The sequence below is a fragment of the Paenibacillus sp. FSL k6-2145 genome (assembly GCF_037976585.1).
Taxonomy (GTDB): domain Bacteria; phylum Bacillota; class Bacilli; order Paenibacillales; family Paenibacillaceae; genus Paenibacillus.
In genome coordinates this window covers 3,585,351-3,606,900 of record NZ_CP150267.1, presented here as the reverse complement: position 1 = coordinate 3,606,900, position 21,550 = coordinate 3,585,351, and the positions used below count along the sequence as shown (strand labels likewise).

Annotated in this window: 22 protein-coding genes; all 22 read right to left on the bottom strand. The window is 45.9% G+C overall.

Going from position 1 to position 21,550, the window contains the following annotated elements:
* Positions 1-223: 223 nt before the first annotated feature.
* A complete protein-coding gene (locus tag NZ043_RS15830; RefSeq protein ID WP_091015416.1) occupies positions 224-1,015 on the bottom strand; it encodes a DUF2705 family protein in 792 nt (263 codons plus the stop codon).
* Positions 1,008-1,916, bottom strand: a complete 909-nt coding sequence (locus NZ043_RS15825) for an ABC transporter ATP-binding protein (RefSeq protein ID WP_091033811.1) — start codon at positions 1,914-1,916, stop codon at positions 1,008-1,010. The genes NZ043_RS15830 and NZ043_RS15825 overlap by 8 nt, the downstream gene beginning before the upstream one ends.
* A 32-nt stretch (positions 1,917-1,948) precedes the next feature.
* A complete protein-coding gene (locus NZ043_RS15820; protein WP_143023589.1) occupies positions 1,949-2,200 on the bottom strand; it encodes a hypothetical protein in 252 nt (83 codons plus the stop codon).
* Between the two features lie 296 nt (positions 2,201-2,496).
* Positions 2,497-3,018, bottom strand: a complete 522-nt coding sequence (locus NZ043_RS15815; protein ID WP_249911540.1) for a hypothetical protein — start codon at positions 3,016-3,018, stop codon at positions 2,497-2,499.
* An 84-nt stretch (positions 3,019-3,102) separates the two neighbouring features.
* Complete coding sequence (locus NZ043_RS15810; RefSeq protein WP_339308839.1) at positions 3,103-3,687, bottom strand: VanZ family protein; 585 nt, start codon at positions 3,685-3,687, stop codon at positions 3,103-3,105.
* A 10-nt stretch (positions 3,688-3,697) separates the two neighbouring features.
* Positions 3,698-5,857 carry a hypothetical protein gene (locus tag NZ043_RS15805; RefSeq protein WP_339308838.1) on the bottom strand — a complete coding sequence of 720 codons (2,160 nt, stop codon included), beginning with the start codon at positions 5,855-5,857 and terminating at the stop codon, positions 3,698-3,700.
* 21 nt (positions 5,858-5,878) lie between these two features.
* Positions 5,879-6,799 carry an LCP family protein gene (locus tag NZ043_RS15800; RefSeq protein ID WP_339308837.1) on the bottom strand — a complete coding sequence of 307 codons (921 nt, stop codon included), beginning with the start codon at positions 6,797-6,799 and terminating at the stop codon, positions 5,879-5,881.
* 13 nt (positions 6,800-6,812) lie between these two features.
* Positions 6,813-8,144 (bottom strand): UDP-glucose/GDP-mannose dehydrogenase family protein, encoded by a 1,332-nt coding sequence (locus tag NZ043_RS15795; protein WP_091033824.1) that lies wholly within the window; start codon positions 8,142-8,144, stop codon positions 6,813-6,815.
* A gap of 31 nt (positions 8,145-8,175) precedes the next feature.
* Positions 8,176-9,558, bottom strand: a complete 1,383-nt coding sequence (locus NZ043_RS15790; protein WP_339308835.1) for a sugar phosphate nucleotidyltransferase — start codon at positions 9,556-9,558, stop codon at positions 8,176-8,178.
* A complete protein-coding gene (locus tag NZ043_RS15785) occupies positions 9,555-10,583 on the bottom strand; it encodes a polysaccharide pyruvyl transferase family protein (RefSeq protein WP_339308833.1) in 1,029 nt (342 codons plus the stop codon). Before NZ043_RS15785 ends, NZ043_RS15790 begins: the two co-directional genes overlap by 4 nt.
* Complete coding sequence (locus NZ043_RS15780) at positions 10,570-11,946, bottom strand: oligosaccharide flippase family protein (protein WP_091033833.1); 1,377 nt, start codon at positions 11,944-11,946, stop codon at positions 10,570-10,572. Before NZ043_RS15780 ends, NZ043_RS15785 begins: the two co-directional genes overlap by 14 nt.
* A gap of 8 nt (positions 11,947-11,954) precedes the next feature.
* Positions 11,955-12,860, bottom strand: a complete 906-nt coding sequence (locus NZ043_RS15775; protein ID WP_249911545.1) for a glycosyltransferase — start codon at positions 12,858-12,860, stop codon at positions 11,955-11,957.
* 43 nt (positions 12,861-12,903) lie between these two features.
* The gene (locus NZ043_RS15770) at positions 12,904-13,926 is read right to left on the bottom strand and encodes a glycosyltransferase (protein WP_076209611.1); all 1,023 of its coding nucleotides are present in this window, start codon (positions 13,924-13,926) and stop codon (positions 12,904-12,906) included.
* A gap of 11 nt (positions 13,927-13,937) precedes the next feature.
* Complete coding sequence (locus tag NZ043_RS15765; protein ID WP_339308832.1) at positions 13,938-14,882, bottom strand: glycosyltransferase family 2 protein; 945 nt, start codon at positions 14,880-14,882, stop codon at positions 13,938-13,940.
* 21 nt (positions 14,883-14,903) lie between these two features.
* The gene (locus tag NZ043_RS15760) at positions 14,904-15,971 is read right to left on the bottom strand and encodes a glycosyltransferase family 4 protein (protein ID WP_133386716.1); all 1,068 of its coding nucleotides are present in this window, start codon (positions 15,969-15,971) and stop codon (positions 14,904-14,906) included.
* A gap of 38 nt (positions 15,972-16,009) precedes the next feature.
* A complete protein-coding gene (gene pssE, locus NZ043_RS15755) occupies positions 16,010-16,489 on the bottom strand; it encodes a PssE/Cps14G family polysaccharide biosynthesis glycosyltransferase (RefSeq protein ID WP_339308831.1) in 480 nt (159 codons plus the stop codon).
* Positions 16,486-16,944, bottom strand: coding sequence for a PssD/Cps14F family polysaccharide biosynthesis glycosyltransferase (gene pssD, locus NZ043_RS15750; RefSeq protein ID WP_249911547.1), 459 nt, complete (start codon positions 16,942-16,944; stop codon positions 16,486-16,488). The genes pssE and pssD overlap by 4 nt, the downstream gene beginning before the upstream one ends.
* On the bottom strand, positions 16,941-18,317 hold the full coding sequence (locus tag NZ043_RS15745) for an O-antigen ligase family protein (protein WP_091033850.1): 1,377 nt from the start codon (positions 18,315-18,317) through the stop codon (positions 16,941-16,943). The genes pssD and NZ043_RS15745 overlap by 4 nt, the downstream gene beginning before the upstream one ends.
* Before the next feature lie 34 nt (positions 18,318-18,351).
* The gene (locus NZ043_RS15740; protein ID WP_047844154.1) at positions 18,352-19,011 is read right to left on the bottom strand and encodes a sugar transferase; all 660 of its coding nucleotides are present in this window, start codon (positions 19,009-19,011) and stop codon (positions 18,352-18,354) included.
* 35 nt (positions 19,012-19,046) lie between these two features.
* Positions 19,047-19,949 (bottom strand): UTP--glucose-1-phosphate uridylyltransferase GalU, encoded by a 903-nt coding sequence (gene galU / locus NZ043_RS15735; RefSeq protein WP_091035105.1) that lies wholly within the window; start codon positions 19,947-19,949, stop codon positions 19,047-19,049.
* 187 nt (positions 19,950-20,136) lie between these two features.
* Positions 20,137-20,814: a CpsD/CapB family tyrosine-protein kinase gene (locus tag NZ043_RS15730; protein ID WP_091033856.1), complete on the bottom strand. Its 678-nt coding sequence runs from the start codon at positions 20,812-20,814 to the stop codon at positions 20,137-20,139.
* On the bottom strand, positions 20,795-21,550 hold the full coding sequence (locus NZ043_RS15725) for a Wzz/FepE/Etk N-terminal domain-containing protein (RefSeq protein ID WP_235193748.1): 756 nt from the start codon (positions 21,548-21,550) through the stop codon (positions 20,795-20,797). Before NZ043_RS15725 ends, NZ043_RS15730 begins: the two co-directional genes overlap by 20 nt.

Here is a 21,550-nt window from a genome sequence, read left to right as displayed (position 1 = left end):
ATGAGAGCTTTTTTCATAAATCCCCTGAGCGTCTTCCAATCAGCAAGATAGAGATCGAAATGATCCTATTCGTCTATATCTTGTACCCGTGAGCGGTGAAATTCGAATTATGAAAAACGCTACTGATACTAAGTACCCTTAAATGACAGTCATGCCACAGCCGATGCTGAATATACACTTTTTCTTTCCAAAACAAACATTGGAGCAAAAAAAGAAGCAGGCGTTAGCCTGCCACATCTCTTTTGCTGAATACAACCCAGGAAATCACCATGAAAATAACGTAATACACCGCCAGGACTGCAATGGAGAAACCAAGTGTCATTCCTGCACTCGGACCACCCATTAGCGCAAAATCCGCCCCGGAGGTCATATATTTGCTAAGATCCATGTTGTTGAACAGAACATACTTGGCCCATTCATAACGGACCGGATTGAATATGAGTGAGAAGATACTCTGTGAGAACATAATGAACAGGGATAATCCAATCGCAAGTGCACCTGAACGAAATACGGAGGACACCATAAAGGCAATCGCAAGTGTAATGAACAGATCAACATACAAATATCCCCATAACGTCAGAGCATTCGTAGCCGGACTACTGCTTCCTCCCGGAGCATCATGCGAGAAAAGGATATAAGACGTTAGCATGGCCATCACGATGACCAGCAATGTACTGACAATACTGAAGCCAACTACGGTCAGATATTTGGAAGCAAGAACTTTGCTTCGTGACCATGGACGGATCAGCAATAGCTTAATGGTTCCCCAGGTAAATTCGCCCGCGACCGATTCCGCTGCAATCACAACACAAAAGATCGTGTTCAGGAAAAACGTAATCTGGATGGTCGTTACAGCCGCTTCCCAGTACAAAACTTCATTGGACCCCATTCCTTCTCGCAGTAACACTGGCATTAATAGCGAGATCAGCGCCAGAATCGATAACATGATCCAGGTACGGGGACGACGGAAAATTTTCATATTCTCATTTAATATCAGATTACCAAAACTACCCAATGCCTCCACCCCCAGTGACTTGCAAGAATTGTTCTTCCAGGGTGTGAGTCACGTTACGAATACCGTATACCTGAAACCCTTCGCTAACCAGCTTGGCATTGATATCTGGAATCTGCTCACGAGACACCCGTGCCACCAGGACATTGCCCTGTACGACAGCACCCTGAATCAGATCAGCAGCGCGTTCTGCATCATTCACTTCAAAAGCAACTTCAATTAATGCATCCGCACCCGTTTCAGCTCGAAGGTTTCTTACATCGATTAACTTGCCGTTCTGGATAATAGCCACCGTATCACACATCAGTTCCATCTCCGACAGCAAATGGCTTGAGACGAAGACCGTAATGCCTTCCTCTTGAGTGAGCTCACGCAAATAGTCTCTCAGTTCCCGTATGCCCTGCGGGTCCAGTCCATTGGTTGGCTCATCCAGTACAAGCAGCTTCGGTTTATGTAATATCGCTTGCGCGACACCCAGACGCTGGCGCATACCCAGTGAGTAGGTTTTGACCTTATCGTGAATACGGGCCGTAAGCCCCACACGTTCAATCGTTTCCGCAATACGTTCCTTCGTAACTCCCGGCGACATGCGGGCAAAGTGAACGAGATTCTGGTACCCGGTCAGAAACTTGTACATTTCCGGATTTTCTACAATAGCTCCTACCTGGGCTACCGCCTTCTCAAATTCATTCTTCACACTGTGTCCCGAGATCAAAATGTCACCTTTACTGATGGACATCAGTCCAACCATCATCCGAATCGTTGTTGTTTTCCCCGCGCCATTAGGTCCTAAAAAACCAAAAACCTGCCCCGGAGAAATATCCAGAGTCAGGTCGCTGACCAATGATCGGGAGGATATGATTTTGCTGACGCCCTGAATCCGGACGACCGGCTCCTGCTGCATTCAATCCCCTCCTTCATGGACGAGCACATACCTCATGCCCGTTTCTCATATGCACATAGTGTATCATAATCTTTAGTATATTGTCCCGCAAACTGGGATTTCCCCTGACGTTTCGCTTCAACTACACACGCTTCACAGCATCCAAGCGGCATTTCACTCCGGTAGAATCCGGTGCGAAATACGTGATTGCCTCCATTGCCCTCTTCCTTCATTTCGACAGAGCTTCTAGCGACCGACACAATCATCCCACAACTGACACAGTAAAAGCGGCCCGTTTCGATCAATGATATTCCTTCCCCTCACAAGGAGCTTAGAAGTCCTTGTTATTTGTCGTTAGACGCTGAAAATTGATACATTTTGTATCTATCTCGTAATTTACTTGACACCGGGACTAATGTCAAGGCTTTACAGCCATAAAAACAAGCAAAACACAAAAAAAGCTCCAAAAATGCGACAAAAGTCTCGCATTTTTGGAGCCTGATGTTAGGTAAATGATACAATTCGGTTCAATGTATGGGTTAATATCATCATATCGGAGTTCCAGTCTCTTTCACAACGATGCCCACGATGTGATGCCTGATCAATCACTATTGTCGACATGCGAGGTATCCTCATTTTTCTGATTTGGATAATACCAGAGTAAGGTCCACTCATCGCCATCCTCTACCAGATAACAGGTCTGCACAATATCGAATTGGCCAAAGGTACCTGAGTACTTCTGGGTGACCCGAATTCTGTAGGCTTCAGAAAATGGTTTAACCCCATCGATCACGGTTACATCGAACTCGCGCTCCGGCTTTTCCATCTCCAACTCAAACGTTTCCACGCCAAAGTGCTGCATAAATATATGTGCTCTGTTCTGTACGTAAGCACTCTTGGGAAACCGCTCTTTCATCAGGGGATGAAAGAGTTCCCATGAACTGCCGAAGTCACCCGTCTGCTCATATTTGTAAAACTCTTCGGCAACAGCAGCAGCTTCATCCGATGTATCTGCCTGAAACAAATACGGAATGGTTCTGGCAATCAACCACAGCAATAATACAATGATCGCGATGAAGCCGATCTTTTTGAGCAAAGCATTCCGGTTCCTTCTTCGCAGCATGTCCAGTCCTCCTTGTCCTACTCCATACTTATGATGGATGGCAGACAAGTAGAAGTTGAACGATACATCTAATTTCCTGGGAAATCACTCACTGTGAATGGAAGTATGCTTTCCCTTTCTAATCCTTCGGATAATGGACTGAAGTCCTGCATATATGGCAATCCCACAGCAGCCGCCGAGCAAGTCTACTCCCACATCACGTATCGAGCTTGTCCGGTCCGGGCTGAACTGCTGAATATACTCATCAATGGAGGCTATAACAAACACCACAGCCAGAGCAGAAACGATACTGGTCATAAGGGATGTTCTTCTGTACCGCAGCCCGCCATACACAAGCATGGCGAGCACAGCGTATACAAATAAGTGCGCACTCTTGCGAAAGACGAACTCTGCAAAATCATACGGCCGCTGCTTCAGCGAATACTCATACTCCCCGTAAGTGAATTGCACATCAGGAAGTGTAAAACCGATGTGAAATTTTTGAGACCATTTATGAAGCCACGGCTGAATGTCTTGCTGTTGAGAGGATTGCGTGGACATGGACCAGATGACCAGAACCCAGATCACAATCAACAGCAGAGCAATGAGAAATCCGTACGTTCTTCGTACATGCTTTTGTCTCGTGCGCCCGGAGCCCTCCTCCATCATTTTAATCTTCACCACTTTCATATCTCACTCGTTATTCTATTGATCCAACATACATGCCTCTGCCATTTGTACCTACATATACCTGACCATAGATTTGACGGTCTGCTGCCATAATTTGCGGTTCATTGCCCAGCCCGATTCCAGTACCTAAAGGACCTATATTGTTCCAGGTTGCCCCCATATCATCGGAACGGAAGAATCCATTCACGTTATTTACGGTGCCATATACATAGACAGCTGGAACTAAATTACCTGGCTTCGCTTTACCAAAGGCAAATAATTTGGAATTCTGCACACCCTGGATCTTGGAAAATGTATTTCCCGAGTTCGTTGATGCATATAATCCATCGGTTCCCAGACTCACCCATACATTATTCGCCACGCCAGGTGCAGCCTCGACTTTAATGAAGCTTGTATTGATATCCGTATTAATAGGAAGGCGAACCGCATTCGCTTTGGACCAGTTGGCTCCTGCATCCGTAGACCGATACAGATAACCAGCAGCATACATATAAAATTTATATCCATTGATGCGATCCGCAGCCAATGGATGATTATAGGCAAAGACCATATTCCCCCCAATGGCCTGAAATGGGGCACCATTCATATTTTGCCATGTTGCGCCACGATTCGTGCTTCTGACCGGATTACCGGTCTGGGGGTAATAAACAATTACATTTGGATTAATGGCTGAATAGGCCACCCTCCCCAGTGTAGAGCCTGCCGGAACGTTTACCGGGGTTACTGTAACTCCGTTATTGGAAGAGACAAATAAGCGTGTGGTCGTACCATACCAGTCACTGCTTCCCAGAAATATCATGTAATTCGGATTTGCCTCATGATAGTCAATACTCACAATTTCTCGCATACCTGAGAGCGGGATTTTATTAAAAGGAACATCGGTTACATTTTCATGTCTAAATCCGACTTGATCCGTTAAACCACTAAAGAATGAAACACCCTGAGGTGGTGTGGATGCCGTGAGTGCGACGACTTCTTCATGACCATCGGTAATAGCTTCCCAAGTACTCGCAGTACTGCCAGTCAATCCATTGGTACCATTGATATTTTCCGTCTTGTACACGCCAAACCAGTCTGTAGCATATACGGTGCCCGGGTTATGCGGATCAAACTTGATACTGGATGTCGCTGAGAAAAACATGTTGGGTGTCCACCATGACGGTTTGGATACCAACGTTTTGCTCACTGTTGTCCAACTCTGTCCGCCATTAACGGAACGATACAGTGGCAGATTATCTCCGCCTGTTCGAACGGCTGCCAGGATGTGATTATCATTATTGGGATCAATCGTGATTCCATAATAAGATGAGTAACTGGAGCTGGGTGTTATATTCGTCCACTGCACACCATTGAACTTGTAAACGCCTTGATTATCCGTTGTCACATACAACGTCCCGTTCTTCGCCACAGTCATACGTGCAGGATATTCGGGACTTCTCCCGGTAAGTTGCCAAGTGGTCTGCCCATTGCTTCTTGGTGCTTTGCTATACACACCAATGCCGCGAACCCCCGCATACACAACTTGACCTTGCTTCGTCACGGGATTCAATCCATAAGCTACACTTCGAATTCCCTCACCGGACAGCCCACTAGGTACATCCCATACCTTACTCCACGTGGCCGCACCATCACTGGAAGTGTACAATCCATCATATCGTGTACCCACGTGCAGGTAATTGGAGTTCGTGGGATTAACCGCGATGCTCTCTCCCATGGCTCGATGGATATTACCATTCGATTCATTCCGAAGATTAAGTCCGGTTCGAATCCAGGTTTCTCCCCGATCTGTGGATTTCAGAATATCACTCGGCCCCACGTTACCGTACTTCCCAGCAGCGATATACACGACATTGGGGTTTTGCTGATCCAGCGCAATTCCATCCACGCCGTACAGATTGCTGTCCTCATCTCCAAAATGATCCAGTAGTGGAACCCAATCTCCTGAGGTTACATCCAGGCGGTAAGCTCCTCCAACGTCAGTTCGAGCGTAAACCAGATCAGGCTCAGTCGGATGAATGACCACCCCCGTAACGTACCCCCCACCACCAATAGGTATATTCTTCCATTGATAGTTTTGAGCTGATTGAACATAATTTGTACTTGCCGGTATCATGAGCATATACATTAGGAGCACAATCAGGGACAATTTCATTAGCCTGGAGATACGCATCTGGTTCACCGCCCTATCCGATCATTTTGTATGTTCTTCAATCATCTGATGTATCCTGTCTCGTTCCGACTGATCCACGATATAATAATACACTCCGTCTATTTTTTTGCCCGTGCCTTTAATCTCAACGGATTCAATATGATCCAGTACCGAACGATAATTGGAGAACATCTGCTTCATCTCATCAAAGGTAACGTCGGTTCTGACGTGAGCACTGACTTCGTCCAGCAACGTCTCCAGTTGCAACACGTTGGATACCTGGACCGTATTCTTCAGCACTTGTTTGATGATCTCCCGCTGACGGTCATTCCGCCCGAGATCTCCCTTCGGATCATCATAACGCATCCGCGAAAATCCCAAAGCAGCTTCACCATCCAGATGAATATTCCCTTGCTCGAACCGGTAACCCTCATAGTCAAATGCAAACGGGTTATTCACATTCACTCCACCAACCATGTCGATGACTTGTGCAAAGCCCTCCATATTCACTTTCATGTAGTAATGTATGGGAACGTCAAGCAATTGTTCCACCGTTTGCACAGACATGTTAACGCCCCCAAAAGCATAGGCATGGTTGATCTTATCCTCCGTGCCGTGACCAACAATATTCGTTCTGGTATCTCGGGGGATGTTAAACATAAGTGCGGATTTTTTTGCAGGATTAACACTTAATACAATCATGGTGTCGGAGCGCCCCCGATCATTGGAACGTTCATCCACACCCAGAATCAAAGCATTAAAAGGTTCTTCATTCTCCATGTCCACAGGGAAATCTCCCCCACCCCGCTGGTCTACAATGGATACCTGCTTGATGGGTTCCCGGGGTTCATACATTTGATCCGCCGCTGATTTAACATGCGAATACAGATACACAGAATATCCAATCATGACAACTGCAACAAGGGAAAGGGCACCTAATGTTATTTTGATCCCGCGTCTCATGTTATGGCCTCCGTCAGATGACTGCCGTTTTTCTTCCATCAATATTGGTTAGACCTGGACGACCAACGGAGTAGTATTGAAAGGACGTATCTTTAATCTGATCTTCTCCGTAGATGTTTCTTCCATCAATCAGGATGGGTTGATTCATATGCGCTGCCAAATCAGTCAGATTAACCTCCATGAACTCTTTCCATTCCGTCAGAACACAGAGTGCATCAGCACCTTCCGCCGCTTTCATGGCACGCTCTTCCCACGTAATGGATGGGGAATCCACCTCTTTGCGGAAGTTCTCGGTAGCGATGGGGTCATATGCCCGAATCACTGCTCCCTGCTCAAGCAAACGTTGAATGATCTCAATCGCCGGAGCATCACGAACATCATCGGTATCCGGTTTGAAAGCGAGCCCCCAGATGGCAATCTCCTTCCCTTCGAGTGAGCCTAGTGCATCTTCCAGTTTACGAATGACGTTGAAGCGTTGATCTTTGTTCACTTCCACCACGGACTTCAGCAGTTTGAAGTCATAATCCACATTACCTGCAATTTGAATCAGAGCCTGTGTATCCTTAGGGAAACAGGAACCTCCGTAACCAATGCCTGCCTTGAGAAAGGAGGCACCGATTCGTCTGTCATAGCCCATGCCTTCGGCAACGCGGCTGACATCTGCTCCTACTTTTTCACAGATGTTAGAGATTTCGTTGATAAATGAGATCTTGGTTGCCAGGAAAGCGTTGGATGCATATTTAATCATTTCGGCCGAGCGAATATCCGTAACAATAATCTGATCGGTTAATGGCTGATGCAGCTCTTTCAACGTGGCGACTGCCCGCTCACTATGTGTCCCAATGACTATCCGGTCAGGATAGAGCGTATCCTGGACAGCGGTACCTTCTCGCAGGAACTCCGGTACCGATGCCATGTCGAATGGATGATTCGTCAAACTGCTGATCCATTCCTGAATACGATCGTTGGTTCCGACAGGAACAGTGCTTTTAGTCATTATTATTTTATAATTATCCATATAAGAACCTATTTCTCGCGCGACAAGCTCAATAAAACTCAGATTTGCTTCGCCATTAGGCAGGGATGGCGTACCCACCGCGATGATGATGATATCCGAACGACTGATGGCATCCTGAATGTTGGTGGTGAAGGACAGCCTTCCTGCTTTCATATTGGCATTCATGATATCTTTCAGACCCGGTTCATAGATCGGAACATGACCGTCCGTTAACATATTCACTTTTTCCACATTGTTGTCTACACAGATCACGTTATTTCCCAGTTCCGAAAAACATACGCCCGATACCAAACCCACATACCCTGTGCCAATCACCGTAATATTCATTCCATAATCTCCCCCATGTCCTAATGTGTTGTTACGCGTGCTTCACATATGTCTGAACAATGTCCTGCCATTCGGTAGACACTCTAACGATATCTTCCTCAATCAGCTGGCTGCCGATCTGTACTTCAATGATCTCCAGTTCCGTAACGGCTCTGACGGAATGAAGCATACTCCGGTCAATGATCACCGTATCTCCTTGCCCGATCATTCGGCTCTGCCCATCCAGAATCAATTCCCCTGTTCCCGATACAACCGTCCATACCTCATTGCGGAGCAGATGATATTGATAACTCAGGTTTTTCCCGGCACTGATGCAGATTCGTTTGGTGAGAACTTCGCCGCCAGCTTCGTTTCTTGTGTAATCCAGAACCCTGTAGCACCCCCACCTACGCTCCTCATACATGGGGCGTTGATCCTCATTCTTCAAGATTTCCTTGATACGTGGGCTGGCTTCTTTGTCACTGACCAGAATGCCATCCGGACTCACGGCGACCACCACATCCGACAATCCCAATATGGCAACCGGAATGTTCAATTCATTGACCAGGTGCGTATTCAGGGAATCTCCCGTAATCCACCCTTTTCCTACAACCGAGCTTCCCATCTCTTCCGTGAGTGTGTTCCACGTGCCTAGATCTTTCCAGAAGCCGTTATACGGAATAGCGATAATCTGATTTGCCTTCTCGACAACCTGGTAATCAAAACTGATCTTATTCAATCTTCCGTATTGCTTCATCATTTCGTCATACTGGATCGGCAGCTCCATCTCAATGAGCAGATTAATCAAATAACCCAGCTTAAAAGCAAAAACCCCGCAATTCCATAATGCGGCCTGCTCCATCATAAGGACCGCATCGGATTCGCAGGGTTTCTCCTGGAACTTCGCTACATTCACGTATTCATTGTTATTTTCACTGGAAGATAGGGATTGCGGAATGATGTATCCGTATTTCTCTGACGGGTATGTCGGCACAACTCCCATCAAGGCCAGATCAGCACCAGACTTATCAAGCATCTCCGGTAAGGTTGCCAGCACTTCGAAGAATTCTTTTTCAACAAAGGGATCTACCGGCAACACTGCAATCGTCTCATTCAGACTCACACTCTCTACGGAATACAGATAGGAGGCTGCCAGCGCAATCGCAGGAAACGTATCTCTGCGCTCAGGCTCCACAACCAGTCTCACATCGTCTCCCAGCTGAGAAGTCAGAATCTCAACCTGTGGCAAACTCGTCGCGATCAGCGCCTGTGATGCAAGTCCGGCATGATTCAGCTGTCGCCATACCCGCTGTACCATGGATTCCGGATTCCCCTCAGGCCCATGGAGTACTTTAAGAAATTGCTTGGATCTGGAATCGTTGGATAACGGCCAGAGACGCTTGCCAGAACCGCCGGATAACAGAATACTTCTCATAGCGCTGCACCATCCGACAGCACAACCGTACTCGCTCCCTTGCTGGTCTCGGTTGGCTTGTTATATGTGCTGGTCTGATTGGATTCCAGTCTGCCTGCCGGATTGCTCTTGGTCCAAGCTGCATAATAATTCGAGTTCTTGCCGTATGAATTATCCAGCAGGATGTTCGGTTGATCCAGGAGACAGGCCAGAATATGTCCATGCAGACGGGATGTCGTGATGGTCTGGTATTGATTGAATTCCTTAATGGCCGTATGTACCATCCGATCAGAGTATTTGTACCACAACCAGCGGGCAAAAGAGCTGCCTTTCCCTGACTTCAACCGGGATGTAATCATGCGAATGATCTTCCGGTCTACCCGGTTGTACAATGTCTCCCAGTCTTTAAACGTGGCCTTGGGTCCACTGACGGATTCGTAATGCACCTGATTCTGAGTTTTCTCAATGTCTTTACGGAAGAAATACAACATCTCTGCCGTAGGCTTGCTCTTGGACTTCAAAGGCCACAACTGATGCGCCATATCGGGAGATAGATACACATTGGTTTGTTGAAATTCTTTACTGGCTATCTCATAAGATAAAGTGTCCCGGACAAAAAAGTGTACATCCTTATGACGATTGAATACTTGGGCTGTCTTTTTCAATTCAATATCACTCTTGTAAAACATCGTCTGTGGCAGAATGACAATCCGGTGATTCGGATGTTGTGCAATCATTCGTTCTCTCAATTTCTGATGGGCAGGGTACAGATCACCAAAGTTACCTCCCCCGTGCAACACGATCGTTATACCTTCCGGAACCTTGAGGGACAAAGGGCAATCCAGAATGCTGTATCTGGCACGTACTTGAATATCATTGTCCCGGAAGAAAGCCTCAGTACCTTTCATAATCAACAAGTCGCCACCATTGCTATGCACCGGGTAATCCAAATAATAGATTTCGGTACGCGGTGGAATGACCTTCAAAATCTGACGTAAATGTCCCTTCAACTCTTCCATTGGATGAATATTGTTAGTGCCCAGCATCTCCATCTCCTCCTTGGGTGACTCTTCTTCTTTTTTTGTTTAACCGTTCATAGAGAAACGGTATATCTTCCTTGTCATAGAACATGGCGGCAAACTTCACCTTAAATACAATCTTCATCGCGGCCACAGTAACCACCATTCGCACAATGGACCCGATCAATAAGGCAATCGCAATTCCGTTGAGTCCCCACAGCGGGGTGAATACAAAGAACAAAGCCACCGTCACCGAGAGTGCAATGAGCTGTCTGATCATCACAAGTCCAGGCCGACCAAGTGCATTAAACGCGGATGCCAGAATCCAGGAGCCACCACCAATAATGCATTCCACAGCCAAAATATAAAATGCTACGCTCGCCTCCAAAAATTCGGAGCCAAACAGAAGACCCATCAGGTAGTTCCCCACAAACATGGTGGGTATTACAATGATCATCATGACCATGAGCGAGATGCGGAAGGCTCTGCCAACTGTTCGAATAATCTGCTCTTGGGGCAATCCGGTCACTTTTGGGAAAACAACATTGCTAATCGCCGTCTGAACTGCGTTATAGATTCGGGATAACGCAAATACGACGGAATACAGTCCAAAGTCACGCGGGGTGAGCAAAGCCAAAATAATGATTTTATCAAACTGGGTATACAACGTTCCTAACAATTCAACACCATACACCTTGCTGCCATAACCAAAAAGCTTTTTCGCCGAACTCTGGTCCACCCGATCCTTGAACCATCTCAGTCTCAATTCATTACGGTTGGCATAGATAGCCCACGCCACCACGGAGAAGCTGGTTACAAAATAGATTGCAGCCGCGAGCTGAATGCTCAGCATGCCCAGGCCCCATAACACAAAAAGCCCGCCTACATTAAACAGGGGGATCATTAACCGGATACCATTATATACAGCGAATTTCTCCCGACTCTGCGAGAGGGCTGATATGAGATTGATGACAATAAGTACAGGAACAGTAGCAATCGTATACCATCTGGATATCTGCACGACCTCCGGCGGAAAGCTGGAGAGCCAGAAAGGTAATCCAAACCAGGCCACAATACCAATGATGATGCACACCGGAACTTGAAAAAGAAAGCTTAACCGAACATACTGTGCACTCTTCTCGGTTGCGCTCTGTTTGATGTTATAAATGATAGAAGTTGGTAGTCCGAATCCGACCAATCCGGTTAAGAGCGCAGGCCAGAATAGGATGGCCGAGAATGCGCCCTTTCCCTCTACCCCGAACATGCGTGACGTCAAAATGGAAGACAACATCGTCAGTGTCATGACCAGCAGATTGGTTCCACTTGTCTGAAATATGGCACTCATTAAGCCGTTTCCTCTGAATACTTTGCGAAGTGCAACTTGCGCCATAGCGATCCTCATCCCTTACTGTTTTGACGAAGCGACCCAACGATCATGCCGTTTCGGTAACATACTTTGGCAAGCTGACGTGTGAACCGATCTGCATTATAAATGTAGATCAGTGAGGTTGTGATCCCCTGTGCAAGCTTGATCCCATGTTTGGCCGTACGCACAACACCACGGTCCTGATCACGAATGGCATCACTCACACCTTGCCAATAGATTCGGCGCAGAAACCAGTTCTTCGTTGTTCGCTCTTTGGCTACTTTATGTTGTACCGCACCATACGGCGTGTAATATACCTTGAACTTTGTCCGTATTCTTGCAATTAACTCACTCTCTTCACTAGAGAGAAGATTGTTCCCCACTCTTCCAAGGTCTTCACGGAAGGGAGCCAGTTGATCAAAGACGGATAAACGAAAAGCCACATTTGCACCAAATGGAATATAAGGACTTTTCATCTCAGTGACTTCATCTGCAAAATCCAGAATGGTGAACAGCGACCTGTTCTCTGGTGGAATCCACATTGGCTCAGGCACTTCCCAGATCGGGTCAATCTTGCCACCGACACAACCGATATTTTCATTCATCTCAAACACGCTAACGATCTGGCGAATCCAATCCCTGCAAGCAAAGGCATCATCGTCAAGGAACAGGATATACTCGCCGCGCGCCTCGTGAATGGCCCGGTTACGGGCTACAGACAAGCCTTGCTTTTCTTCCAACACATACCGGATCGAATGGTTCTCATGCTGCAAGATGGTTTGGAGCACGATTTCTCGTGTGTTGTCTTTTGAATTGTTATCAATGAGTATGATCTCATAGTCGCTGCTTGCGTAATTCTGTTGTACGGCACTTCGTATAGCCTCTACCGCATCCTGTGCACGGTTATACGTACAGATCGCGACGGTTACTTTCATCATTTCATCCCCATATTTTTCAATTAGGTCCACCCGTTCATCTGCACTAACTGGAGTACAGGGTAAGTGTCCTTTGGGCAATCACTGGCCAATCCAGCCGCTCCAACGCTTTGACAAAACCACTGCCTTCCTGAAACTCCGATTGTTTTAATCGGATCATATTCATCGCTTTAAGCAATCCATCCGGATCAGAAGGTTCGTAGAGGACCGCACAATCTTCAGGCAGGTATTCCTCCAACAAGCCAATCCGTGGTGCCACCACAGGTTTACAGAAGGTCAATGCCAGAATTGCACTACCAGAAGTTGCAATTTGCTTGTATGGAAGAATGATCGAATCGACTGCATCAAAATAATCCGAATATTCATCATCTTCGATGAAATGAAAATGGGTATGAATATGTCCACTCTTGAGAAATTCATCTCCAAGGTCATAATCCTTTACCTTTTTACCGGCAATCAACAGATGGGCTTGTTCGGAATCCAGATCCTTGAATGCCTCCAGCAAATCATCCACGCCCTTATACGGCGACACCTGACCGAAGAACGCATACACATAACTATCCTCCGGGATGCCAAACCGGGAGCGGATATTCACGCCTTTCCCCTGATACACTCCCTTGTAATGTCCATGCGGAATAACCTCGATCCGGCTGGAATCAATCCCAAACGTCGAACAGATCTCGGAGATCAAGGGTTTACCCATGACAATCAGCTTGGAGCAATTTTGGACCAGTATTTTTCTCATCCAATAATCAAACCGCGTCTTGCCGCTGTTGTGAGGCCAGATGTTATGCACCGTCCAGAACAATTTGGCCCCACGCAAGCGTGCAAAACAAATCATCAATACATACAGAATGGACTTGATCACTGTTGTCAGCACGGATGAACCTCTGTAATAGAAGCTGGGCCAATGAAAATGCAGCACATCATTTTTTTTCAGTTTGATTAGATCTCTTTTGGTAAACTGTTTCACTTCCCATCCCTTGTTCTCAATGGAATCGGATAACAGCTCATTGAATTTATTGTTCTCAATCATCTTGGGCAGCATATACACCGTCGGATTTTCCATCCAGGCACCTCTTACTTTAGTTTCATTCGCACAGGTTCCTCTGTATACGTTCCAACTGCGCGCCTTGCATGAAATCTCATTAGAAATCCTTGCATCATAATTTTGGTATTACGCTTGAGCAGCACCCAATCTTTCCACCAGGGATACAGCGACAGTGCTTTTTTCAAATAAACGTTATTGCGAAGCGTATTTCTCGACCATTCGAGCATTCGATAATGGTGTAATTGACGGCGCTTCTGTTCCTTGGACATGTCATTGTAGTATTTCAAAATAATCTTGCGTTGGCCCTTGTACTTGGCCGTTGTAGAGGTTGAAATTCGTGGACCACTGTGGATGTTGATATCCACCAGCGGTTCTTTCACATTCACGGCGATGTAGCCTCGTTTCAATATGCGTAGATAAAAGTCATAATCCTGAGCGGATGTCAGATTTTCATCGAATCGAACTTCACGGGCCAGTGAGGTAAGTACCATGATTTTGGACGTTTCCCCGATCCAGTTGAATGTAAGCAGATCCTCATACCGAATAACATCGCGAGGTTCCACCGACAATTTCCGTTTGACCACCTGATGCTGCTCATTCGTGTATGCGAGATACTTGCTGCAAAAGGTGAATGATTCCTGAGTACGCTCCAGCACTTCCGCCTGGGTTTTTATTTTGTCAGACATCCATTCATCATCATCATCCAGGAAGGCAATGTACTTGCCATTGGCTTGGGATATCCCTACATTCCGTGCATGGTTGGCTCCTTTGGGATATGGAACCCGGATGTACCGAATCCGTGAATCTTCCCGTGTCCAAGCCTGACAGATTTCTGGCGTCTGATCTTCTGAACCATCATCTACTATGAAAATTTCCAGATACGGATGTGTTTGCTCACGTACACTTCTCAACGCATTTTTCAATAACTCGGCCCGATTATGGGTCGTAATGATGCAAGATACCAAGGGGGTCATTTCATCACCTTTTCCTGTTCACTAGGATACCTTCACTTGAAGTGCATCATATATTCCTGACAATCTGCCTACGAGAAGATTCATATCGAACTTATCCGATATAATCTCTCTGTTATGTGAACCCATTCCCGCTCTAACCTCTTCATCCATGATGAGATATTCCAGCGCTGATGTCAGCCCGTGCACATCTCCCGGCTCGATTAACAGCCCATTATGACCGGATGTAATCACTTCGGGGATGCCTCCGACGGTGGTCGATATAATGGGCAAGCCACAATTCATTGCTTCAAGTATGGCCATAGGTAATCCCTCATGATAAGAAGGCAGGACCAGTAGATCCGCTTCCCGCATCAGCTTTTCCTTTTGCTCTCCGTTAATCCAGCCGAGTACATTGACACGATCCTCTATTCCATACTGCTGCACGATTGCTTTGACCTCTTCGACTTCACCATCCCCTGCCAGATTAAAGGTAGCTGTAACGCCCAGCGCCTTCAATTGCTGAATGGACTGAAGCAGATCGTAGACTCCTTTTCGCTCACCGAGTCTGCCCATGAAGAGAGCATTAACGGCTGCCTGTTGTTCTCTCACAAACGGTTCTTTGACAAAGACCCCGTTATAAAGAACCTCAATCGCTGTCTCCGGCACAATCGTAGCAAAGTATTCTTTCCACGTCTGGGACAAGACAATCAACTTATCTGCCTGATTCAGAATGTAGTGACAATACTTGCGCTGCAGAGCAAATTGATTGTAGAAATCATCAAAGCTGGCCGCATGAATATGCAGAATAACTGACTTTCGAAACAACTTTCGTGCCGTTAGCAGAAATAGAGACTTCCGATAAAAGCTCCCGTTGTTCGCCATATGAATATGCACGATATCCGGCTTGAACGTGTACAGTTTCATCCAGAATTGAATGAATCCCCGTATAAAAATAAGCAGCCGTGAGAATACGCTGCCCGTGATATATGTCTCGACCCGCTGCATAGCGTACATTTCCGAGATCGAAGAATCCTCAATGTTTTTGATGACACTCACAATTCCGCCCATATCCTTCAAGGATGATCCAACAACCAATACTTTTGGTTTCATGATAGACTCCTTTTTTTCATGGTTAATCTTCATACCTCTTACAGACTGTTCACGTAATTTTTAATGGATGAGATCAGATCAGACTGTTTTCTCACATAGGGCTGGAACGTCAGCTCCTCTATGCAAGGAACCAAGTTTTGTAATTCAGCCTGACTCTCCGCGACGGCCACATAGCCGTTATCCTGAAAAACTTTGGAGATCTCAAGCTGATGGTCATCCACATGCTCGCCCCATTCTTTCCGGCGTGGAATGACAATAACCGGCTTGCCACGTTCAAGACAATTTGTAATGGAGCCAACACCCGCATGAGAGATAATGCATCTGCTGCGCTCCACATATTCATCCATCTCTTCCTGCGTGAGGAAAGGAATCACAGTGAAATTTCGCGGCTGATATTCGGTATATCCAGATTGGGCAATAACCTCTTCTTCAATAATTCCTGCCTCAATCGCCTCATCAATAAGCTCAAACATCCGATTGAAGGGAAAACGCTGGGTTCCAACGATAGCAAATATCAAAATAAAGCCCCCCTGTATTTCGCATTGGGATAGCTATCCTGCAACGTTTCCCATTGGATGAAGAACTCATCCGAGATTTTGTACATCAATCTCCCGGTTGCGCTGGAGGAATAGATTTTGGCATAACTTTCGATATAAATCAGCTTGGCACCGAAGATTTTACCGATGAGGCAAAAAGGATATGTGGCCCCTGCCCCTGTCGTAATGATTACCTTTGGACGCTCGCGCAGATATAAAAAGAATGATTTGAAAATGTTAGCCATAAAAATCAGCAAAAACATCGCATTCTTACGCTCTTGCTGCATTAAAAAATATACTTTACCCTGAGACGAATCTACTTTTCTGCTTTTGTTCTTCTCGGTAATCAGGAAATAATCATGTTCTTCAACCGCAGGAATAATTTTGGTTAATTCATCAAAATGACCGCCTGTAGAACTGATCAAACAGACCTTCATGTTCTAATCTCCTTTGAAAAGGATACGTCCTTGGCTCGCTGTATCTGTATATCCACTTCTGCTTCAGCCCCTGACTTGGAATGAACTCCATTTCCCGTAGCATATAACGCGTTCAGGAAGATACAGAATGGAGCAATCAGATGAACCGTGGACAGGGTATTGTCAAAAAAGGAATAGGTCAGGAAACCGATAATCATTCCGGCAAAATACAACCGGATCATGCCGCTCAACCGGAAGTACACGGCCCGGAACACCAGCAGCAGCGATAGAAACAACAGGATGGCTCCAACTAACCCGCCATCGTAATAAAAACGAATGTATTCATTATGCGGAACGACGAATCCAGAAAAGATACTTCCATCATTCGCTACGAGGGTTGAGCCGAGTCCGCGTCCAAATATCGGATACTCATTTGCTTTGCCAATAAAATAATTCCAGGCTACATCCCTTCCCGACAAGCCTTTGCTCTCTGACCTCATCTCATAATTGTCCCACTGCGCTATCACCATATAGGCCACAGCGACAACAAACAGAATGAGAGGAATAATGGCACTGACTCTGCCTTTGATGAAGGCTTTCAGTTGATCAAAAAGATAGACCAGTATAATCGGAATAAGCGCAATAAGTGGCCCCCTTGTTCCCGTCTGGACCAGAATGACCAGATGTGTCAAGGTAAGCATGTAATACAGAACAACCTGATGGCCTTGCTTGATCTGAATCAGACAGACGCAGATTGAGATAAAACACAACATGGCCAGATGCGCGGCGATGTTAGCTCCCTGTAACCGGGTTACACCCGACATCTCCAGGTTAGTAATGGACAATATGCCGGCGAGTTGCAGAATATAACCACCAGCAAGACTGAATAGTGGCAGCCATGCGAGTACACGTATAATACGTTGACTGATCTCTCTTGAAAAATGGGGCATCAGCAACAAAAAAGGAACAATTACTCCTAGAAAGGCCTTAAATGGATCGAGCGGACTAACCTTGCTGGGCAGATCAGATAGAAAATAACTTTCCACAAATAAAAACCCAATCGCCAGTGCAGGATAGATCAGATCTTTGCGAATACCAAAGCGTAAAAAAAGAGAGACCACAAAACCCAGAATCGCCAGCTTGTAGAAGGACAGCGAATCCAGTCCTGCCAGATGTATGCTAAATATCTTATCAATGGACAATGAAAAACTTACAATGAGAATCATAAAGATCCAGCTGGGCTGTTTAATATAAACGCCCAGCAGAATCACAGCTATAAGTGCAACAACCGAAACTAACGGAAGATAGATTGCTGCGAAGACAATTACCAGCGAAAAAAGAATGATATTAAACGACTTCATATTCAATGCAGCAAGTATACCGGTCTTTTGCATATCTGCTATGCCACCTCAAAGCCAGAATCGTGTTTCAAAACGCATCCTTCGAACCTACCAGCACCTTGAACGTTCTGAAGATAATTTTGATATCCACCATCATGCTGCGCTCACGGGCATACGTCAGATCCAGCTCCACCATTTCTTCAAAACCAACACTATTTCGACCGCTGACTTGCCATAATCCCGTACATCCCGGGATCATCTGAAGGCGTTGTCTGTCATAGGAAGTGTAGTTCTTCACTTCTCTGGGCAGAGCCGGTCTGGGTCCAACGAGACTCATCTCTCCTCTGAATACGTTCCACAACTGAGGCAGTTCATCCAGGCTGGTTTTCCGAATGAACTTGCCAATCCGGGTAATGCGGGGATCATTTTTCATTTTGAACATATTTCCATTCACTTCATTCTGATCAATCAATTGTTCCAGCAGATCTTCTGCATTCGCAACCATGGACCTGAATTTGTACATATGAAACTCTTTTCCATTCTGTCCGACCCGTACCTGACGAAAAAAAACAGACCCCTGCGGGGCCTCGATTTTGATCAGTAATCCGATGACCGCAAACAAGGGGCACAAAATGATCAAACCTATGAAAGAACCCAGCAAATCGAGCATTCTTTTCATAAATAGATACACTTTATCCGCATTTTGTCCTGACATCGTTGATGCATTGTACCCCAGACTTGGGTCCATAACAATCTCCGCTTCCTTCGATTGGGGAGATGGACTCATTCAAACTCCCCCCCGGCTGCATGTTCTACCGACTCTTTTTCCAGAATCTGTTGCAGAGCTTGCAGCATTGGAATTCTAAGTTCCTGTTTTTGCAGAGCGAAGTCGATGGTTGTCAAAATGAATCCCAGTTTCTCGCCCACGTCATAACGTACTCCCTCGAAATCGTAAGCATACACTCCTTGTGTCTCATTTAAACGCTGAATCGCATCTGTTAATTGAATCTCTCCCCCTTGACCAATCTCTTGTTGCTCCAGATGTTCGAAAATCTCTGGACTCAGTACGTATCTCCCCATAATCGCCAGGTTGGAAGGCGCTGTGCCTTGGGCAGGTTTCTCTACGAACCTGAGAACCTCTGTCAAACGGCCATCCGATTGAAGCGGGTCCACAATGCCGTATCTGTCTGTTTGTTCAGCAAGTACGGTCTGTACGCCAACAATGGAATGTTGAACCTGATCATATTGATCAATCAATTGTTTGGTGCATGGAACTTCCGATACGACGATATCATCTCCGAGCAACACGGCAAAAGGTTCGTCACCGATAAAGTTACGTGCACACCAGACAGCATGACCAAGTCCTTTGGCCTCTTTTTGTCTTATGTAGTGGATATCCACGTTAGAAGATTTGCGGACCTCTTCAAGCAAGCCCAGTTTCCCTTTTTCCAGCAAGTTGTGCTCCAGTTCAAAAGCGTTGTCGAAATGATCTTCAATTGCCCGCTTCCCTTTACCGGTTACGATGATGATGTCTTCGATTCCAGAGGCAATGGCTTCCTCAACGATATACTGTATAGTTGGTTTGTCCACAATAGGGAGCATTTCTTTGGGCATCGCTTTTGTGGCTGGCAAAAATCGTGTACCTAGTCCAGCTGCAGGAATGATTGCTTTTCTCACTTTTTTCATAAATACCACCCTATCCTCTTTTTTTTTAGTTTGATAAAAGTTGAACCAGGGCATCTAACCCGTCCTCACGTCATACCTTCGACGATTAACGTCTAAGGTTCATTGAACCCACAGCATGACCGAGTGCCTACAGTGATAAAGGTGCAGTAGACATTACCTGTTTACTTGGGAGCATTGGATGGAAGGTTTACTTCTCTCCGTAGCCCACCGGAACTGCAACGTTTTTGATATTGTTCAGAATTGCGCCCAGGATTCGTGCATTCACATGCTCCAGAGCAGCCTTGGTCTTCTTCACTAATTCCTTCTTGACCTTGCCCGAGTTCACGACCAGCAGCACACCATCACACAGCGAGCTCACAATGAGTGCATCCGTTACCGCGAGCACCGGCGGTGTATCAAACATGATGACATCATATTGATCCTCTAACTTCTCAATCAGCCTTTTCATCCGGTTGGAACCAATCATCTCGGAAGGGTTCGGCGGAATTGGGCCAGAAGTGAACAATTGGAGATTATCGATATAGCTCTCTCTAAGCACGTCTTCCACACTGTACTGATTAGACAGCACACTACTAAGACCGATATGATTCGGTACGGAAAACACCTGGTGCAAGGAAGGATTACGCAGATCCGCATCGATCAGCAGAACTTTCTTGCCTTCCTGGGCATAGGTTACCGCCAGGTTGCTAATGGTTGTTGTCTTGCCTTCGCCGGATTCAGCGGAAGCGACCATGATTTTTTTGATATGACTGTCGATTGAGGAGAACTGAATGTTCGTCCGTAATTTACGGTATCCCTCCGAGATCTGAGATTTGGAGTTAAAATAGGTCACCAGACTGTTATTTTCATTGGTTAGCCGCGACATATTTGCCATCCCCCACTTTCTGTTGAGATACGTAATTTTTCGTATTTTTCAGATCATCTTTTTTCATTTTGGATATCACTGTAAGCACAGGCAGGCCCAGCTCTTTTTCAAGTTCAGTTTCGGATTTGAATGTGTCATCCAGATAATCCATCAGGAATACAAGTGCAATCGCGAGCACAAGACCTGCGAACAGACTGACAATGATGCTTAATGTGGTTTTCATATTGATTGGAGATGCGTTACTATCCACTTTTGCTTCACTGAGGATAGCCACATTATCGATTTTCATGATTAGGGGGATTTGAGATTGGAACACGTTGGAGATGGCATTGACCGTTTTTGCGGCTTTTTCGTAGGTAGTCCCTTGTACAGTTATGCTCATCACTTGGGATTCGCTGGCTGTAGAGACGGAGGTGCTATTCATGAGCTGAGCAGAGGTTAAGCCTAGGTCTGGATACGTGGTAGCGACTTTATCCATAATGGCGGAAGATTTAATAATTTCTCTGTATGAGTTAATGAGTTTGATATTGGTTTGAATCATGCTGAAGTCCATCATCGCCTGGCCTTGAACGTTAGAGGTCTGGTTCACGATCAGTTTGGAACTTGCCTCATAGATGGGCTGGGTGAAGAAAATGCTTTTGACCCCTGCACCCACACCGGCTATCAAAGCAATTGCAACAATCAACCACAGTTTCTTTTGTAAGAGTCGAAAATATCCTTTCAGTTCCACTTTCAT

What these genes read in the sequence shown, in the direction of transcription:
- NZ043_RS15825 (WP_091033811.1), bottom strand. Translation starts at nt 1,916, where the DNA reads ATGCAGCAGGAGCCGGTCGTCCGGATTCAGGGCGTCAGCAAAATCATA.
- NZ043_RS15815 (WP_249911540.1), bottom strand. Translation starts at nt 3,018, where the DNA reads ATGCTGCGAAGAAGGAACCGGAATGCTTTGCTCAAAAAGATCGGCTTC.
- NZ043_RS15810 (WP_339308839.1), bottom strand. Translation starts at nt 3,687, where the DNA reads ATGAAAGTGGTGAAGATTAAAATGATGGAGGAGGGCTCCGGGCGCACG.
- NZ043_RS15805 (WP_339308838.1), bottom strand. Translation starts at nt 5,857, where the DNA reads ATGCGTATCTCCAGGCTAATGAAATTGTCCCTGATTGTGCTCCTAATG.
- NZ043_RS15800 (WP_339308837.1), bottom strand. Translation starts at nt 6,799, where the DNA reads ATGAGACGCGGGATCAAAATAACATTAGGTGCCCTTTCCCTTGTTGCA.
- NZ043_RS15795 (WP_091033824.1), bottom strand. Translation starts at nt 8,144, where the DNA reads ATGAATATTACGGTGATTGGCACAGGGTATGTGGGTTTGGTATCGGGC.
- NZ043_RS15790 (WP_339308835.1), bottom strand. Translation starts at nt 9,558, where the DNA reads ATGAGAAGTATTCTGTTATCCGGCGGTTCTGGCAAGCGTCTCTGGCCG.
- NZ043_RS15785 (WP_339308833.1), bottom strand. Translation starts at nt 10,583, where the DNA reads ATGCTGGGCACTAACAATATTCATCCAATGGAAGAGTTGAAGGGACAT.
- NZ043_RS15780 (WP_091033833.1), bottom strand. Translation starts at nt 11,946, where the DNA reads ATGGCGCAAGTTGCACTTCGCAAAGTATTCAGAGGAAACGGCTTAATG.
- NZ043_RS15775 (WP_249911545.1), bottom strand. Translation starts at nt 12,860, where the DNA reads ATGATGAAAGTAACCGTCGCGATCTGTACGTATAACCGTGCACAGGAT.
- NZ043_RS15770 (WP_076209611.1), bottom strand. Translation starts at nt 13,926, where the DNA reads ATGGAAAATCCGACGGTGTATATGCTGCCCAAGATGATTGAGAACAAT.
- NZ043_RS15765 (WP_339308832.1), bottom strand. Translation starts at nt 14,882, where the DNA reads ATGACCCCCTTGGTATCTTGCATCATTACGACCCATAATCGGGCCGAG.
- NZ043_RS15760 (WP_133386716.1), bottom strand. Translation starts at nt 15,971, where the DNA reads ATGAAACCAAAAGTATTGGTTGTTGGATCATCCTTGAAGGATATGGGC.
- pssD (WP_249911547.1), bottom strand. Translation starts at nt 16,944, where the DNA reads ATGAAGGTCTGTTTGATCAGTTCTACAGGCGGTCATTTTGATGAATTA.
- NZ043_RS15745 (WP_091033850.1), bottom strand. Translation starts at nt 18,317, where the DNA reads ATGCAAAAGACCGGTATACTTGCTGCATTGAATATGAAGTCGTTTAAT.
- NZ043_RS15740 (WP_047844154.1), bottom strand. Translation starts at nt 19,011, where the DNA reads ATGGACCCAAGTCTGGGGTACAATGCATCAACGATGTCAGGACAAAAT.
- galU (WP_091035105.1), bottom strand. Translation starts at nt 19,949, where the DNA reads ATGAAAAAAGTGAGAAAAGCAATCATTCCTGCAGCTGGACTAGGTACA.
- NZ043_RS15730 (WP_091033856.1), bottom strand. Translation starts at nt 20,814, where the DNA reads ATGTCGCGGCTAACCAATGAAAATAACAGTCTGGTGACCTATTTTAAC.
- NZ043_RS15725 (WP_235193748.1), bottom strand. Translation starts at nt 21,550, where the DNA reads ATGAAAGTGGAACTGAAAGGATATTTTCGACTCTTACAAAAGAAACTG.